12 protein-coding genes are annotated in these 16315 nt (G+C 65.9%); 5 read left to right on the plus strand and 7 right to left on the minus strand.

Translation table 11 applies throughout. The features are described 5' to 3' along the window. Positions 1-43: 43 nt before the first annotated feature. From NFG57_RS15420 to NFG57_RS15435, 4 genes are all read left to right on the plus strand, one after another. Positions 44-811 carry an ATP-binding cassette domain-containing protein gene (locus NFG57_RS15420; RefSeq protein WP_045992323.1) on the plus strand — a complete coding sequence of 256 codons (768 nt, stop codon included), beginning with the start codon at positions 44-46 and terminating at the stop codon, positions 809-811. A gap of 68 nt (positions 812-879) precedes the next feature. Beyond that, positions 880-1893 (plus strand): iron-siderophore ABC transporter substrate-binding protein, encoded by a 1014-nt coding sequence (locus tag NFG57_RS15425; RefSeq protein ID WP_348814711.1) that lies wholly within the window; start codon positions 880-882, stop codon positions 1891-1893. Next, the gene (gene fhuB / locus NFG57_RS15430; protein WP_348814712.1) at positions 1880-3886 is read left to right on the plus strand and encodes a Fe(3+)-hydroxamate ABC transporter permease FhuB; all 2007 of its coding nucleotides are present in this window, start codon (positions 1880-1882) and stop codon (positions 3884-3886) included. The genes NFG57_RS15425 and fhuB overlap by 14 nt, the downstream gene beginning before the upstream one ends. Positions 3887-3936: 50 nt before the next feature. Continuing rightward, a complete protein-coding gene (locus tag NFG57_RS15435) occupies positions 3937-4503 on the plus strand; it encodes a peptide-methionine (S)-S-oxide reductase (RefSeq protein WP_213229230.1) in 567 nt (188 codons plus the stop codon). A gap of 264 nt (positions 4504-4767) precedes the next feature. Here the strand turns inward: NFG57_RS15435 and NFG57_RS15440 are convergent, their stop codons facing one another. Next, positions 4768-6906, minus strand: a complete 2139-nt coding sequence (locus tag NFG57_RS15440; RefSeq protein ID WP_348814713.1) for a TonB-dependent siderophore receptor — start codon at positions 6904-6906, stop codon at positions 4768-4770. 314 nt (positions 6907-7220) lie between these two features. Continuing rightward, positions 7221-8924: a multidrug ABC transporter permease/ATP-binding protein gene (locus NFG57_RS15445; protein ID WP_348814714.1), complete on the minus strand. Its 1704-nt coding sequence runs from the start codon at positions 8922-8924 to the stop codon at positions 7221-7223. Between the two features lie 384 nt (positions 8925-9308). On the opposite strand from NFG57_RS15445, the gene NFG57_RS15450 reads away from it, so the two are divergent. Further along, positions 9309-9911 carry a hypothetical protein gene (locus tag NFG57_RS15450; protein ID WP_052704314.1) on the plus strand — a complete coding sequence of 201 codons (603 nt, stop codon included), beginning with the start codon at positions 9309-9311 and terminating at the stop codon, positions 9909-9911. A gap of 262 nt (positions 9912-10173) precedes the next feature. On the opposite strand, the gene NFG57_RS15455 is transcribed toward NFG57_RS15450, so the two are convergent. The 5 genes from NFG57_RS15455 to NFG57_RS15475 form a co-directional block, all read right to left on the minus strand. After that, positions 10174-11049 carry an ABC transporter ATP-binding protein gene (locus NFG57_RS15455; protein ID WP_348814715.1) on the minus strand — a complete coding sequence of 292 codons (876 nt, stop codon included), beginning with the start codon at positions 11047-11049 and terminating at the stop codon, positions 10174-10176. Positions 11050-11109: 60 nt separating this feature from the next. After that, the gene (locus NFG57_RS15460; RefSeq protein ID WP_348816193.1) at positions 11110-12126 is read right to left on the minus strand and encodes an iron ABC transporter permease; all 1017 of its coding nucleotides are present in this window, start codon (positions 12124-12126) and stop codon (positions 11110-11112) included. Between the two features lie 101 nt (positions 12127-12227). After that, a complete protein-coding gene (locus tag NFG57_RS15465; RefSeq protein WP_274601865.1) occupies positions 12228-13196 on the minus strand; it encodes an iron ABC transporter permease in 969 nt (322 codons plus the stop codon). A 29-nt stretch (positions 13197-13225) separates the two neighbouring features. Next, on the minus strand, positions 13226-14209 hold the full coding sequence (locus NFG57_RS15470) for an iron-siderophore ABC transporter substrate-binding protein (protein WP_348814716.1): 984 nt from the start codon (positions 14207-14209) through the stop codon (positions 13226-13228). A 168-nt stretch (positions 14210-14377) separates the two neighbouring features. Continuing rightward, positions 14378-16279 carry a ligand-gated channel protein gene (locus NFG57_RS15475; RefSeq protein WP_348816195.1) on the minus strand — a complete coding sequence of 634 codons (1902 nt, stop codon included), beginning with the start codon at positions 16277-16279 and terminating at the stop codon, positions 14378-14380. Positions 16280-16315: the final 36 nt, after the last annotated feature.

Genomic DNA, 16315 nt, shown 5'->3' on the forward strand with positions numbered 1-16315 from the left:
AGCCCAAGCCACCCTGCCCCAGTCACCCAGCGGAGCCGTCTTCATGTTCGATCTTCAGTCCGCTTCCTTCGCGATCCCGGGCAAGACCCTGCTGTCGCCGACCAGCCTGAGCTTCGATGCCGGCCGGGTCCACGGACTGATCGGCCACAACGGCTCGGGCAAGTCGACCCTGCTCAAGCTGATGGCTCAGCAGCAGCCGGCCAGCGAGGGGCGCATCCTTTTCAACGGCCAGCCGCTCGAGGCCTGGGGGCGCCGCGCCTTCGCCCGCGAAGTGGCCTATCTGCCGCAACACCTGCCCAGTGCCGAAAGCCTGACCTGTCGCGAGCTGATCGCCTTTGGTCGCTACCCCTGGAAGGGGCTTTTGGGTCGCTCGCGGCGCGACGATCACGAACACGTGGCCCGAGCCATGGCGCTGACCCACACCGAGGGCTTTGCCGATCGCCTGGTGGACACCCTGTCCGGCGGCGAACGTACCCGGGTGTGGCTGGCCATGCTGCTGGCCCAGGGCAGCCGCCTGCTGCTGCTTGACGAGCCACTGGCGGCGCTGGATATCGCCCATCAGGTGGAAGTGATGACCCTGGTACGCAAGCTGTCGCGAGAGCTCGACCTGGGCGTGGTCATCGTGTTGCACGACATCAACATGGCCTCACGCTTCTGTGATCGCCTGGTCGCCCTGCACAGCGGCCGCGTCATCGCCGAAGGCGACCCGCAGACGCTGATGACCGGCGACCTGCTCGAGGACATCTACGGCGTGCCGATGCAGGTGATGCCCCATCCCTCCGGCGAACACGCGGTGGCGCTGGTGCAATGAGGTTGTCCTTGAATGTCCGCCTTGCTCTGACTGTCCGCCGTTCTCTGGTGTCCCTGGCTTCCCTGCGCTTGCGTTCTGGCCTTTTTCGCTCGGGTCGTTGCCATAGCCTGGCGTGGCTGGCGCTATCGGCCTGGCTGCTGGCGTCTCCAGCCGGTGCCGCGCCGCGTATCGCCAGCCTTGACTGGACCCTGGCCGAGACGCTGATCGCACTTGACGCGCCACCGGTGGCGCTGGCCCAGGTCGACGACTACGAAAGCTGGGTGGGGCTCGAGGCGCCGCCAGGTGCCACCGACATCGGCCTGCGTACCCAACCGAACCTGGAACTGCTGTCCGAACTCGACCCCGACGCCATCGTGATCTCGCCGATGTTCGCCAACCTGGCGCCGCGCCTTTCATCGATCGCCGAGGTCAAGCAGCTCGCCATGTACAGCGGCGAGGGCACCTTCTGGTCGCAGTCTCTGGCGCTGACCCGACAGCTCGGCGAACTGGTGGATCGCCAGAACGCCGCCGAGGCGCTGATCGAGGAGACCGAGGCCTACATCGCGGACATCGCCGCTCGACTGCCCGAGGACACCCGCCCGCTGTTGCTGCTCCAGTTCATGGATGAACGCCACGTGCGCCTGTTCGGTGAGCACAGCCTCTACCAGGCGGTGCTGAAGCGCATGGGCCTGACCAACGCCTGGCAGGGCACCACCAACGCCTGGGGCTTCAGCCTGATCGGCATCGAACAGCTGGCCAACTATCCCGAGGCCCGCATCGTGGTGGTCGAACCCTATATCGCCGGGGTCCGCGAGGCGCTGGCCGACAGTGGCCTGTGGCGCCATCTGGGCAGCGTCCAGCGCGACGACGTCGTCACCCTGCCACCGGTGTGGAGCTTCGGCGCCCTGCCCTCGGCCAGGCGCTTTGCCACCCTGCTGGGTGACGCCCTCTCCAGCAACATGCCAGATACCCGCGCTCCCGATACCCACACTCCCGACACCAGCGCTTCCGATACCAGCGCTCCTGACACCAGCGCTCGCGACACCAACGAAAAGGCCACCACACCGGATCAGGCACAAGGAAATACCGATGCTCGCCGCTGAATCCCGCGTCCGCCGTACCTCCGCGCTGGGCATCACCGGCCTGGTGCTGGCGCTGGCCTGCATGCTGGCCGCCTTCTACTCCCTGGCCGAGTTGGGCGGCCCACAGGCGGCGCTTGCTGCTCTGATCGATTCGGGGGCGCTCGGCGCCAATGAACCGCCAGACCCGGATACGCTGGTGCTGCACTACAGCTGGTGGCCGCGCCTGGTAATGTCGCTGAGCGCCGGCGGCGCCCTGGGGCTGGCCGGGGTGCTGATGCAGCAGGTGCTGCGCAATCCACTGGCCGCCCCCACTACCCTGGGGGTGGCCAGCGGCGCCAACCTGGCACTGATGGTCGCCACCCTGATGGCGCCTGGCCTGCTGGTGCTGGGCCGCGAGTGGGTGGCGCTGGCCGGCGGTGGCCTGGCCATGGGACTGGTGTTCGCCCTCGGCTGGCGCCGTGGCCTGTCACCCGGCGTCGTGGTACTCGGTGGCCTGGTGGTCAACCTCTACTTCGGCGCCCTGGCGGTGGTGCTGTTGCTGTTCAACCAGGAGGCGCTCAAGGGGGTGCTGGTGTGGGGCGCCGGCTCGCTGGCCCAGAACGGCTGGGACGGCGTGCTCTACCTGTTGCCGCGTCTGGTGATCGCCGGCGCCCTTGCCATCTGGCTGCTGCGCCCGCTGGCGCTGCTGGAGCTGGACGATGCCAGCGCACGCAGCCTCGGCGTCTCGCTCAAGTGGCTGCGCCTGGGCGGGCTGGGCCTGGCGGTCTTCATCACTGGCTGTGTGGTGGCGGTGGTCGGCATCATCGGCTTTATCGGCCTGGCGGCGCCCAACATCGCGCGCATGGCCGGTGCCCGGCGTCTGCCGGCGCGGCTGGGTTGGTCGATCGCGTTCGGCGCGCTTCTGCTGGCGATCACCGACCTGGTACTCCAGGGCGGCGTCGACGCCCTGCCTACCCTGCTGCCCACCGGGGCGACCACCGCCGCCCTGGGGGCACCGCTGCTGCTGTGGCTGATCCCGCGCCTACGCCTGACCGCCCGGCGTCCACCGCCCAGCTCGAACCCGCAGGCCCTGCGTGCCGAGGCACCCAGGCGCCTGCTGCTGGTGCTCGCCGTGCTGCTGGCCCTGGCGGCCCTGGTCGGCATTCTGATCGGCCAGTCCAGCAGCGGCTGGTCGTCGAGCCTCGACGGCGACGTTCTCGACTGGCGCTGGCCGCGCATTATCGCCGCCGCCGGCAGCGGCGCCCTGCTGGCCATCGCCGGCACCCTGATCCAGCGGGTCACCGCCAATCCCATGGCGAGCCCGGAACTGCTGGGCATCAGCGGTGGTGCGGCGATTGCGCTGATTCTCACCATCTTCCTGGTGCCAGCGCCGAGCAACCTGACGCTGGTGGGCGCCGGCACCGTCGGCGCGCTGGTCGTGCTCGGCGTGCTGGTGGCGCTCAATCGCGCTAGCGGCTTCCAGCCAGAGCGCCTGCTGCTCAGCGGCGTGGCGATCACTGCGCTGTTCGACGCGGTGCGCTCGATCGTGCTGGCCGGCGGCGACCCACGTGGCCAGCAGGTCATCGCCTGGCTGTCAGGGTCGACCTACTACGTCGACCCGGTCTCGGCGCTGGTGGTACTGGGTATCGGGGCGCTGGCCGCCGTCGCCGCCCAGGCCCTGACTCGCTGGCTGGATATCCTGCCGCTGGGCGCGGCCACCGCCAAGGCACTCGGGATCCACGTCGAGCGTGCCCGCCTGGGCCTGCTGGCGACGGTGGCGATACTGACCGCGGTGGCCACTCTGATCGTCGGTCCGTTGTCCTTTGTCGGCCTGCTGGCGCCTCATATGGCGCGTCTGATGGGGCTGTCCCGGGCACGTGCGCACTTGGCCGGGGCGGCGCTAATTGGAGCGCTGCTGATGGTGCTGGCCGACTGGGTCGGCCGCCAGCTGCTGTTTCCCCAGGAGATCCCGGCAGGCCTGGTCGCCTCGCTGATCGGCGGCAGCTACTTCATGTGGGGGCTGCGAAAGTTGTAAGCTAAAGGCGTCTTCGGTGACAAAGCCGCTCCGCCAACGAGGGAATCCCGATGCACGACAGCCTGCCCCTGCTCCGCCCTTCCCTCGCCCGCCTGGCCCTCGGCGGTAGCTGCTACTGGTGCCTGGAGGCGGTCTATCAGTCGCTGCGCGGGGTCGAATCGGTCCACCAGGGCTGGGTCGCCGCCGACGGCGAGCACTCGGACTTTCATGAAGCCGTGGTGGTGGACTATGACCCCTCTCGCCTGCCCCTCGACGTGCTGATCGAGATCCACCTTTACACCCACCGGGCCACCGCAGACCACCAGCGCCGCGACCGCTATCGCTCGGCGGTCTATGTGCTGACCGAGTCTCAGGCAGCTTCTGCTCGAGACACCCTGGCCCAGTTGCAGGATGACTTCGACGCGCCCCTGCTCACCCGAGTCTTGCCGCTGGTGGACTTTCGCGCCTCGAAGGAGGACTACCAGGACTACTTCTACAGCGACCCGTCGCGGCCCTTCTGCGAACGCTGGATCACCCCAAAACTCAAGCTGTTGCTCGAGCGCTTTAGCGACGTCGCCGACGGCGAGCGCCTGGCCCGGGCCGGGGTAACGGCGGAGGGCGGCCGGGGCCAGGGCTAGAGAGATAGAAAGATAGAAAGATAGAAAGATAGAAAGATAGAAAGATAGAAAGATAGAAAGATAGAAAGATAGAAAGATAGAAAGATAGAAAGATAGAGAGATATGGCTATAGATAGAAAGACAGGAATAGCGATGGCGCTCGCCCCGTCTTAGCCCGCTGTTCTTCCACCGGCAGCCTCCATGCCAAGACGCACGACCGGGAAACCCCGGTCGGGCGTCTCGATTCAGAGAGTTGATGAGCGAGCCTGAAATCCCGTCACTGGATCAGAAGCGGTACTTGATGCTGCCGACCACGCTGCGCTCCTCGCCGTAGTAGCACCAGTATTCGCAGCCTGAAACGTACTCTTCGTCGGTCAGGTTGTTGACGTTGACCTGGGCGGTCCACTGGGACGTGATGTCATAGCTGACCTTGGCGTCCCACAGGGTGTAGGAGTCCACCGTGGCATCAGAGTAGCGCGGGCTGTCCTTGGTCTCGCCCACATAGCGCACACCGCCCCCCAGGTTCAGACCGTGCAGCGCTCCCGGGACCGCGTAGTCCAACCACAACGAGGCCTGGTTACGCGGGATCAGGCCGGCGCGCAGGTCGCGCTCCTCACGGCTGATATCGACGCGTACGTCGGTATAGGTGTAGGCGGCGGTGACCTTGAGGTCGTCGGTGACATAGCCCACCCCCTCGATCTCGAAACCCTGGGACTCGCGCTCACCGCCCTGGCGGTTGGCCGACTCACCGCTGGTATAGAGGGTATCGCTTTCCTCGAGGTCGAACACCGCAGCCGTGATATAGCCATCCAGCCAGTCCGGGGCATACTTGACGCCGACTTCCCACTGCTCACCCTCGCTGGGACGATAGGCGCGACCATCCGGATCGGTGCCGATCTGCGGTGAGAAGGACTCGCTGTAGCTCAAGTAGGGCGAGATGCCGTAGTCACCCAGGTACATCACGCCACCGGAGAAGGTGGTCTCGTCCTCGCTGCCGCCACCGTTGTCCTCGCCATCGATGCGGTTGGTCACGTCCACGCTGTCATGACGCAGGCCGGCCAGGAAGATCCAGCGGTCATCCAGGCGAAGCTGGTTCTGGGCGTAGAAGCCGAGCTGTTCCTTGCCTTCCTCGTGATCGGTTCCGTTTCGGGAGCTCGGGGTAAAGTTGCCGTACTCCGGATCGAAGATGTCGAACGGCGAACCGAAGGCGAAGTCGTCGTAGTTGTCGTAGTCGATATCCAGATCCTGGTAGTCGACGCCGACCAGCAGGGTGTTCTCGGTGCGATCGCTGTACCAGCGGCCGATGGCGCGGGTATCCACCGTGACCGCGTCGAAGTCGCCGTCGCGATAGGTCAGGCCGCGCTGGGCATTGCGGTCGTCCAGCAGGTAGGACACATAGACGTCACGCTCGAGCAGATCCAGATGGCTGTAGCGGAAGTTCTGCTCGATGTCCCAGGTATCGTTGAGACGGTGGGACAGTTCGTAGCCCAGCGCCCACTGCTCGTGTTCCTGGCGCTCGTAGTCCGGCTCTCCCAGGTTGTCCTCGGGGTCGAGCTTGCCGAAGGGGGTGTTGTCCACGGTGCCGTAGGGCAGCTTGAAGCCGTTGGTAGGCGTGCCGTGGTCCTTCAGGTAGCTGGCCAGGAAGGTGACGCTGGTATCCTGCGACAGATCGAGCTCCAGGCTCGGCGCCAGATAGACCCGCTGATTGTCGGTGTCCTCGATCTGGCCATCATTCTCGCGGAACAGTCCGACCATGCGATAGCGCACATCATCGCGCCCTGCCACAGGCCCCGAGACGTCGACGCCCACCTGCTCGTGGTCGTCGCTGCCGTATTGCAATTCGATCAGCCCTTGAGGCTCGTCGGTGGGACGCTTGCTGATGGCGTTGATGACACCCCCGGGAGGCGCCTCGCCATAGAGGATCGAGGCCGGCCCCTTGAGCAGTTCGACGCTCTCGAGGCCGAAGGTCTCGGTGCTCCACCAGAAGTAGCCGCCCTCACGAAACTGACGCAGGCCATCCTGGTACAGTGAGTCCTCGCCATTGAAGCCGCGAATATAGAACCACTCAGCCTTGTTGTCCTGGCCGAACGGCTGGGATACCACACCGCTGCGGTAGCGCAGCACCTCGTCGTACTTGTTGACCTGGCGGTTGTCGAGTTCCTCGCGGGAGACCTGGGAGGTAGCACGAGGCGTCTCGAGCACCGGGGTCTCGACCTTCAGCGCCGAGGTGCTCACCACCATGGTGTCGCTCGTCACCTCGGTGACCGCCTCCTTCTGGGCAAACGCCATCCCCGCCCCGGCAAGTGGGGCCAGCCCCAGCGCGAGGCGCACGGCGATGGCAAGCGGGCGACGGGAGACAGGGCTGCCGGGCAGGAAGTCGGTGAACAGTGGGCTGGCGGATGGACGGGGACTGGCGGGTTGCATGCGGTAGGCCTCGGAGCGCATCGAAGACGACAACGAACGACGTTGAACGTTCGTGAAACATCTGCGGCATGCTAATTGTTTTCATTTTTACACGCAATCAAGACCAGCTTTCATTTACAGAAATCCCGCCAAAGGCCGATGTCGATCAAGGGCTGCGAAACCACCTCGCGCCATCAGCGACACCAGAGCGACCCATTAACCACAGGCACACGAAAGCCCGAACAAGCCGTGCTCGGGTGCGAGGGAGCCAGGCAGGGGGGATGGATGAACCGCTGGATGGTGGCGAGAGCGCTCTACCGGCTGAGCGAATCGCCCTACAGCGGATCGAGCCGGGCCACGGCATCACGACTGGCGGCCTCGCGGCTGGACCCGGTGAGTTCGACAAGCTGCCCCGAGCGCATCTCGAATAGCCGGTCGGCGTGCTGAAAGTAGTGATCGTCGTGGCTGATGGCGAACACCGTCTTGCCCATGTCCTTGAGTCGCGGCAGTAGCTCACGATAGAACACCCGTCGGAACTGCGGGTCCTGGTCGGCGGCCCATTCGTCGAGCAGCAGGATATCTCGCTCCTCGGCCACCGCCATCAACAGCGCCAGCCGCTTGCGCTGCCCCTGGGACAGCTCCGGGTTGGTGACCCGCTGGCCGTCGAAGTGAAGCTTCTCGCGCATCGCCAGGTACTCGAGCCAGTCCTCGACCAGCGCGGGGTCGGCCTTGTCACCGCCGGGGCCTATCAGGGTGTCGAACTGGTGGAAGTCGGTGTAGACCGCGGAAAAGCGCTGGCGATAGGCGCCCATCTCAGCGGCCCCCACCTCCTGGTCGTCGATCAAGAGACGCCCCTGGTGGGGCCGGTAGAGACCGGTCAGCAGCTTCGCCAGGGTCGACTTGCCGCTGCCGTTGCCGCCGATCAGAAATACCAGTTCACCACGCCGCAGGGTCAGGTCCAGCGGCCCCACGGCGAAGCCCGGGCCTTTCGACGCTCGCCCTGCCCCGTCTTCTTCGTCGGAGGCTTTAGCGGGCTCGGGGTAGCGAAAGGCCACGCCTTCAAGGTGCAGTCGCTGCCAGCGCTCGCCCTCTGCCTCCTGCACGCCGAAGTCGCCCTTGGCCTCGGCCAGATCGAGTCCACGCAGTTTGTCGAAGGCCACCTGGGCGCTTAGCAGCGTCGGCAGTGCGCCCACCGCCGAGATCAGCGGGGTGCGCAGGAACAACAAGGTCAACGAGAAGGTCGCCGCCACCTCGGTGCTGGCCCAGCCAAGCCCATTGGCCAGATAGAAGACCACCCCGATGGCGCCGAGCATCATGATATTGGAGACATTGACCGCGCTCAGGTGATAGGTGTCGGCGCGGATGACATGGTGACGATAGCGGCGGGCATCATGGTCGTAGGTGTCCTCGAACAGGGCTCGCGCCCGGGCACGATTGAGCGCCAGTTCCTTGCGTCCATCGATGACCGCCTGATAGTCGCGATAGAGCGAATCTTCGGTCGCACGAACCTGGGCCAGATGGCGGTAGACCCGCCCTACCAGCCAGGCCCCTCCTGCCATGGTCAGCGTGACCCACAGCGCGGTGACCAACAGCAGCCCGGGGGACAGCCAGCCGAGATACAACGCCGAGCCCAGCGTCAGCACGATGCCCTGAACCAGCTCGGGCAGACGTACGAAAGCGATGGTGATATTGCGGATATCGCTGGACAGACTGGCCAGTAATTCGGCGCTGCCCAGGCGTTCGAGGCGCTCGATATCGGTATCGAGGATCTGCTTGACCAGGCGGCCTCTCAGGCCATAGACAAAATGATGCCCCAGGGTGGTCAAGGCCAGCTGAGAGGCCAGAGTCACGGCCAGCAATGCCACGATCACCCCGAGAAACTGCGGCAGCACGCCGAGCGCATCTCCGGACACCTCGATCAAGCGGCGGTTGATAAAGGCGATGGCGCCGATACCCAGTCCGGCACTGGCAAGGCTCAGCAGCATGACGCCGATAAAGGGCCAGCGATAATGACGAAAGACGACGCTCAACAATTCCACGAAACAGGACCTCGAGGGGCGGGCCAGACGGCGCTTTCGCACCGCTTATACGGTGTCGATCGTCGCCCTGGCCATGATAATGCGGACAAGGGGCCGGTATTGTCCCAGAGGCAACACACCATGGAAAGCCGCATGCGCACCTGACTTTTCAAACAGGGATCATCCCTGAAATAGCGCCAGGTCGGCTCTCTCGAGCACGTTTGAAACAAGCTCTGTGGTGGCGTCATCGATAGGCAACAGAGCCTTGCATGTTTCTTTCACAAGACTGGCTTGAAATCTTGTACATAACCTCCACAATGATTCGTGCAACATCGCAAGTCGCAGCACAGGAACCCGCTGCGACCGATGACATCGCTGGAACCATCCGCGAGAAGGAGAAATGGAATGATCCGCAAGAATCTGCTGACTACCGCTATCGCAAGCACCGTCTTCGCCGGCACCATGGCCGTGGGCACCAACGCCTTCGCCGAGCAGAACACCGCTCAGAATAATGGCGCCGGTAACCAGCAGCAGGCTCAGGGCCTCTACTCCGCCGATGAGCTGATGGACGCCGACGTTTTCGCCAAGGGTTCGAGCGAGGATGAAGTGGGCGAAGTCGAGGACATCCTTCTCGACAATGACATGAAGGTCCGCGCCATCGTCGTCGAAGCGGGCGACCTGCTTGACCTCGGCGGCAGCGAGTATGTGGTCGAAACCGGCAACTTCACCGTGCAGACTGCCAACGGCGACAGCCTCGACAACATCGAGTACAGCGTTCATCTGGACATGACTCAGGACGAGGTGTCCCAGCTGCCCGAATACACCGATACCTGGTGGAACCAGACCAAGTCCAGCGTTCAGCAGGCCTGGATGGACACGAAGGAAGGCGCCCAGAGCGCCTGGCAGACCACCAAGTCTGCTACCGCCAACGCCCTGACCAGCGCCGGCAACGCCATCGAAGGTGCGGGCGACAATGCCCAGGACGCCGCTCAGGACGCTACCAACTAAGAGCGATCCGAAGCTGACGGGCAGCACCCGTCAGTCAGCGAACACACCCGGCCTTCGCGCCGGGTGTGTTGCGTCTGGCTCCCCGAATTCGCTTCCCTAAAGGCCTGCATACCCGTTCGGCCCCGCCGACCAGGACCTGGCGACTAGGCCTCGCCGACTAAGCCTCGCGCCAACCAGGCCCTGCCGACCAAGACCTGGCGACTAGGCCTCGCGCCAACTAGGCCCTTCTGACCAAGACCTGCCGACCAAGACCTGCCGACGATTAAGCTCTCCGACTAAGCCCGGCCAGCAATGGCTTGCCGGTCAGCGGGTCTTCCACCAGCGAGCAGTCCACGTCATAGAGTTGCCTGACCAGTGCCGGCGTCACCACCTTTTCCGGCTCGCCCTCTGCCACCAGGCGCCCATCGCGCATGGCGATCAGATGGTCGGCGTAGCGGCAGGCGCTGGACAGGTCGTGGACCACCATGATCACCGTACGTCCCCGCTCCACCAGCCGATGCAGCAACTCGAAGACCTCCAGCTGGTGGCCCAGATCCAGCGCCGAGGTGGGCTCGTCGAGCAGAATGATCGGCGTCTGCTGGGCGATGGTCATGGCGATCCAGGCGCGCTGGCGCTGACCGCCGGACAGGGTATCGAGGGCGCGTTCGGCCAGATCCTCAAGCCCCGCCGCGGCGATGGCGCGCGCCACCACCGCCTGGTCCTCCTCGCTCCACTGGCGATACCAGGCCTGGTGGGGCTGGCGCCCGAAGCGAATCAGGTCGCTGACGCTCAGCCCCTCCGGGGCCGACGCTTCCTGGGGCAACAGAGCGATGCAGCGGGCCAGCTTGCGCGCCGCAAACCGCTTGAGGTCCTGGCCTTCGAGCCAGACGCGCCCGCCACTTGGTGCATGCAGGCGGGAAAGCCCGGCCAACAGCGTCGACTTGCCGCAGCCGTTGGGGCCGACGATGGCGGTGAGCTTGCCCCGCGGGATCGTCAGGTCGAGACCATCGATGACCTTGTGACGGCCGTGGCAGAGCACCAGGTCCTCGACCACATAGGGATGCAGCACTTCGGTGTCCCGCTGCTGGCCCGAATCCGGGCGCGAAGCCACCGCGTCCCGGGGAACCCCATCGGATCGTGTAGACAGCGTCAGCGACATCAAGGTCCCCTTGCACAAGCGCCCCCGGCCGCCAGTGGCCCAGGGCGAATCAATATGAATTCAGCGGCGAATCAGTATCCACAGAAGCCAGGGGCCACCGACCACGGCGGTGACGATGCCCACCGGCAGCTCCAGCGGCGCCAGCATCAATCGTCCTGCCAGGTCGGCCAGTACCATCACCGCCGCCCCGGCCAGGGCCGCAGCGGTCAGCGGGACCTGACGGTTGCCGCACAGATGGCGCGCGATTTCCGGACCCAAAAGTCCCACCATGCCGACCGGCCCCGCCACCGATACCGCCAGCGCCGTCAACGCCACCGATACCACCAGCACCTGCAGCCTGCGACGCCTGAGCGGCGTTCCCAGGCCGAGTGCCACGGCATCGCTGAAACGCATCAGGCTAAGCGAGCGCGACAGCCACAGCGCCACCGGGGTGAGCAGCGCAAGACCGATGGCGAGAACGGCGACGGCTCCGGCCGGCCGTGAGTTCAGGGTGCCCACGGTCCAGGGGTAGGCGGCGTTGGCCGCATCGATGGCGGCACGCGACAGTATCAGCTGGGTCACCGCGGCGAAGATCGCCCCGACGCCGATGCCGGCGACGATAAAGCGATAGCCCTTGGCACCACCTTTTGCACCGCCCCCGGCGGCCAGACCGAAGGTCAGGGCCGCTGCGGTGGCCGCCCCGGTCAACGCCATGGCAGAAGGCGCCAGGCTCAAGCCCATCCCCACCACCGAGGCCACCGCAAAGGCGGTGGCGCCGTTGTCGATGCCGATGATGCCGGGCGTGGCCAGACGGTTGCGCGCCAGCGTCTGCATCAGGCACCCCGACAGCCCAAAGGCGGCACCGCTGGCAAGCGCCGCCAACAGCCGTGGCAGGCGTAGCTGTTCCACCACGAAGGTATCGAGCATCGCGCCCTGTCCATTGATGACCGCCCAGATTTTACCCGGCGACAGCGGTTTCTCGCCGAGGCACAGATAGGCCAGGCTCGCCCCGACCAGCAAGACAGCGAGCAACAGGGCGCCAAAAAGCTGGCATCGATCGACCAGCAGGCTGAACCGCCCACTGCGCAGCAGCCACATGCCGTCGGGGGTGGCGCTGGCATCGCGGCGGTCGTGGCAGTCGCGATATTCATCCGACGAGCGGGTGGCGGCGGCAGACAAGGAACGATCATCCAGCATGGTCACAGGCTCGGCAGACGGCGGGCGCGAACGACGCTGATCAGCACCGGCGCCCCGCATAGCGCGGTCAGCACCCCCAGCGGCATCTCCGAGGGCGCCACCAGGCGGCGCGAGATCACGTCGGCGGTCAGCACCAGCAGAGGCCCCAGCGGCAGGCACAGCCACAGGGTGCGACGCAGCTCCGGGCCGGCGATGGCACGGGCGATAAAGGGCACCACCAGGCCGACGAAGGCGATCGGCCCGGCGATAGCGGTAGCCCCGCCCACCAGCAGGGCGACGATCAGGATGGCCAATAGCCGCAGTCGCCCCGGATGGTGACCGAGACCGGCGCTGGCGCGCTCGCCCAGCGCCAGGCTGGCCAGCGGCCGCACCACCATCACCAGCACCAGCGCCGCCAGCGCCATGCTGGGCAGTACCGCCAGCAGGTCGTCGAGCCGCCGTCCCGACAGGCTACCCACCACCCAGAAACGAATCTCGTCGGCGGCGCGCCGGTCGGTGATCAGGATCAACGAGGTCATCGCGCCAAGCAGCCCCGAAAAGGCCGCCCCCGCCAGCACCAGGCGCACCGGATCGGCGCCGAGCCCACGGATGCGGCTGACCCCGAGCACGCACAGACAGCCGAGCAAGGCCCCCAGCTGGGCCACGCCGATGCGCAGCTCCAGCAGGCTGCCACCCAGCAGCAACATCAGCGCGACGGCAAAGGCGGCGCCGGCGCTGACGCCGAGCAGGCCCGGCTCGGCCAGGGGATTACGGGTGATCGACTGCAGCAGGGTACCGGAGACACCCAGCGCCACCCCGACCACCAGGCCGACCAGGGTCCGCGGCAGCCTCAGGTCCCACACCACGAAGCGTGCCTCCTCGTTGCCCAGGCCCAGCAGCGCCTGAAACGACGGCACCGGTCCGATCTCCCCGGCACCCACGACAAGGCTCGCCATGATGGCGAGCCCAAGCAGAACGACAAGGCCGAACAGGATTCCTGCGGGTAAGCTGCGCTCTGCACTCACGGTGTCACGACGCCCTCCAGGGCCTGCTCGATGTCATCGAGCACCGCCTGGGCAGCGATGGGACCGCTGGCACTGGTCCACAACTGGCCGTCCACCGCCACCACACGGTCGTTGCCGACCACCGCCAGACGCTTGAAGGCATCGCTCTGCATCGCCTGATCCAGCGCCTCGGCCCCGTTGGCGTCCAGGGTCGCGACGAACAGCCAGTCACCGTCGACCCGGGACAGCGCCTCCAGGCTCAGCGGGTCGCTGTGGGGCCGTCCCTGCGGCACCAGCTGATCGTCCTGGACGTCGAGGCCGGCGGCGGCGAGCAGGCCAGTGGTGAAAAGCTCGGTGGACATCACCAGCGGCCCCTGGGGCATCCAGCGAATCAGGAAGGCGTTGTCCTGGGACGTCTGTGCCTCGAAGCTAGCGGCGAGCTCGGCGGCGCGCGCTTCGACCGTCTCGATGGCCCGATCGATCTCGCTTTCGTGGCCCAGCGCCCTGCCGAACAGCCGCGCCTCGTCCTTCCAGGCCTCGGGGTCGAAGCCCTCGGTCGCCGGCACCACGGTGGGGGCAAGCTGCGACAGCAGCGCGTAGGTATCCTCGGACAGTCGCGAGGAAGCCAGGATCAGGTCCGGCTCGAGCCCGACCACCGCTTCCACATTGACCTCGCCGGCGGTGCCCACGATCTGGATATCGGGCACCTCATCCTTCAGGTAGTCGGCCACGTCCTCGGCGGCGCGGGTCGCCACCGCGCCAAGTGGCGTGACCCCGGCGGCCAGGGAGGTGTCCAGTGCCCCTTCGTAGAGCGTGACAACCCGCTCGGGCTGGCCCTGGATCTCGACCTCACCGAAGGCGGTGTCGAGGACGCGAGGTTCCTCCTGGGCGCTGGCCACCCCCAGGGTGACCAGGCTGAGTCCGAGTGCCAGGCCGATCCCCGGACCTACTTTCTGGCCCAGCGCGACGGCGCCTCGGGCCAGGGGTGACATTCCACGCATGCTCATCTTCCTTGTCGGTTCCCCCGCAATGGGGCGGGGCATCACTATTGACGCTTATAGTAATCAATCTCGTTTGAGAATACCTGCCTTTCTCGTCCAGGCTCGCGCAACGATGCGTTCGATCATGGCGGACAGGCATTCCCATTTCTTCCCTTGGTCCCCCAGGGATCAGAAATCGACGTTCAGGCCCAGCCACAGCCGGCGGCCATCCTCGACGTAGCCATACTCGTCGTAGTCGATGTCTTCATCGAACAGGTTGTAGATGCCGACGTTGACGCGGGCGGCGTCGGTCAACTGATAGCCGAGGCCGGTGTCGACGAAGGTGTAGTCCGGCGCGACGATTTCACTCTGGGACGGGCCGGTGGTGGGCTGACTCTCGTCGCCACGGTAGGTGACCCGGGTCCACTGGGACAGGCGATCGTTGATCTCCCAGTCGAGACTGGCCGAGAACTCGTGCTCTGGCAGCTGAGTCAGGGGCTCGCCCTCGTACTCGCCACTCTTCTGCTCGGAGTCGGTGTAGGTGTAGCTCGCCGACAGCTCGAGCGAGTCGCCAAGCGGCGTCGACAGCGACAGCTCCACCCCCTGGGTGACCGCTTCGTCGACGTTGACCCGATAGGTGGGGTTGCTGCCGAACTGGTTGGGGCCGTCGGTACAGACGTCGGCCGGACACTCGATCCGCGTGATCTTGTCGTCGAAGTCGTTGTGGAACAGCGTGGCGCTGGCCGACAACCCGCCAGCCCCGTTATAGAGAAGGCCCAGCTCCTTGTTGAGCGAGGTCTCCGGCTCGAGATCCGGGTTGCCGTAAACGTCACCGCCGCGGCTGACCTGGCCCCAGTCCGGGGTGATTTCCCTGAGGTCCGGCGAGCGATAGCCGGTGGACACGCCACCCTTGAGGGTCCAGTCCTGGGTCATGTGCCACACGCTGTAAAGCCGTGGGCTGATCTCGGAGCCGTAGTTCTCGTCATGATCCATGCGCACGCCACCGGTCAGCGACCAGTCGTCGAGCAGCATCCATTCGTCCTCGGCGAACAGCGCCCATTGGCTGTTGCGGACATTGGTGAGATCCGATATCTGATTCGAGGTACGATCGTCCAGCTCCTCTTCCTCGAAGCTTGCGCCGACGGTGACGATATGGGCACCGAGCGGCACCACCAGGCTCGACTTGGCGTTGGTGTTGGTGATCTCCATCTCGCGGGTCTCGTTCTCGGACACCTCGCGCTGGACATAGGTCTCGCTGGTGCCGAAGGAAAAACGCCCGGTATGGGTCAGGGCGACGTACTCCTGGGTGTAGTCGTCGAAGCTGTCCTCACAGCCACCACGACAACCGTCCGGATCGACGCTGTTGCCCACCATCGCCTCGCGCTGCTGCTCGGTGCGACTGGCCTCCAGCGCCAGGTCGTGGTTGACGCTGGGTGTCAGCGACAACCTCGCGGTCAGGCTCTGGACCTGCTTGTCCTCGTAGCCATAGAGGATATTGTCTTCATCGCGCTGGGTCGCACGGCCGTATAGGGTCAGCCCGGCCAGCCCCTCGACCAGCGGACCAGAGGTATAGAAGTTGGCCTGGCGGCTGTCGCCGGACGCGCTGTCTTCCTGCAGCATGGTGTCGAGCTGCAGGTTGCCGTGCCACTCATCGGCCACCTTGCGGGTGATGACGTTGATCACCCCACCGATGGCATCGGAGCCGTACAGGGTGGCCATGGGACCACGCACCACCTCGATGCGCTCGATGGCCTGCAGCGGCGGCAGCCAGTCCTGCTCGAAGCCGGCGCTGCCGTTGGGGCGGGTCTCACGAGTACTGACACGGCGCCCGTCGATCAGCAGCAGGGTGTACTCCGCGGGCATGCCGCGCATGCTGATGTCGTAGCCGTTGTCGCCACCACCGCCGCCGGTGACGATCACCCCGGGCACGTCACGCAGGGCGTCGGTGACGTCCTGGTAGTAGCGCTTCTCCAGATCCTCCCGGGTCACCACGCTGATCGAGGCCGGCGCATCGGCCACGCTCTGATCGAAGCCTGAGGCGGTGACCACCACGTCATCAAGCGCCATGTCTTCGGCGCCGAGCGCCGGCACTGCGCCACACAGGACGATCCCCGACAGCCCCGCCGC

This window comes from Halomonas sp. H10-59, from assembly GCF_040070555.1.
GTDB classification, from domain to species: Bacteria; Pseudomonadota; Gammaproteobacteria; order Pseudomonadales; family Halomonadaceae; genus Halomonas; species Halomonas litopenaei.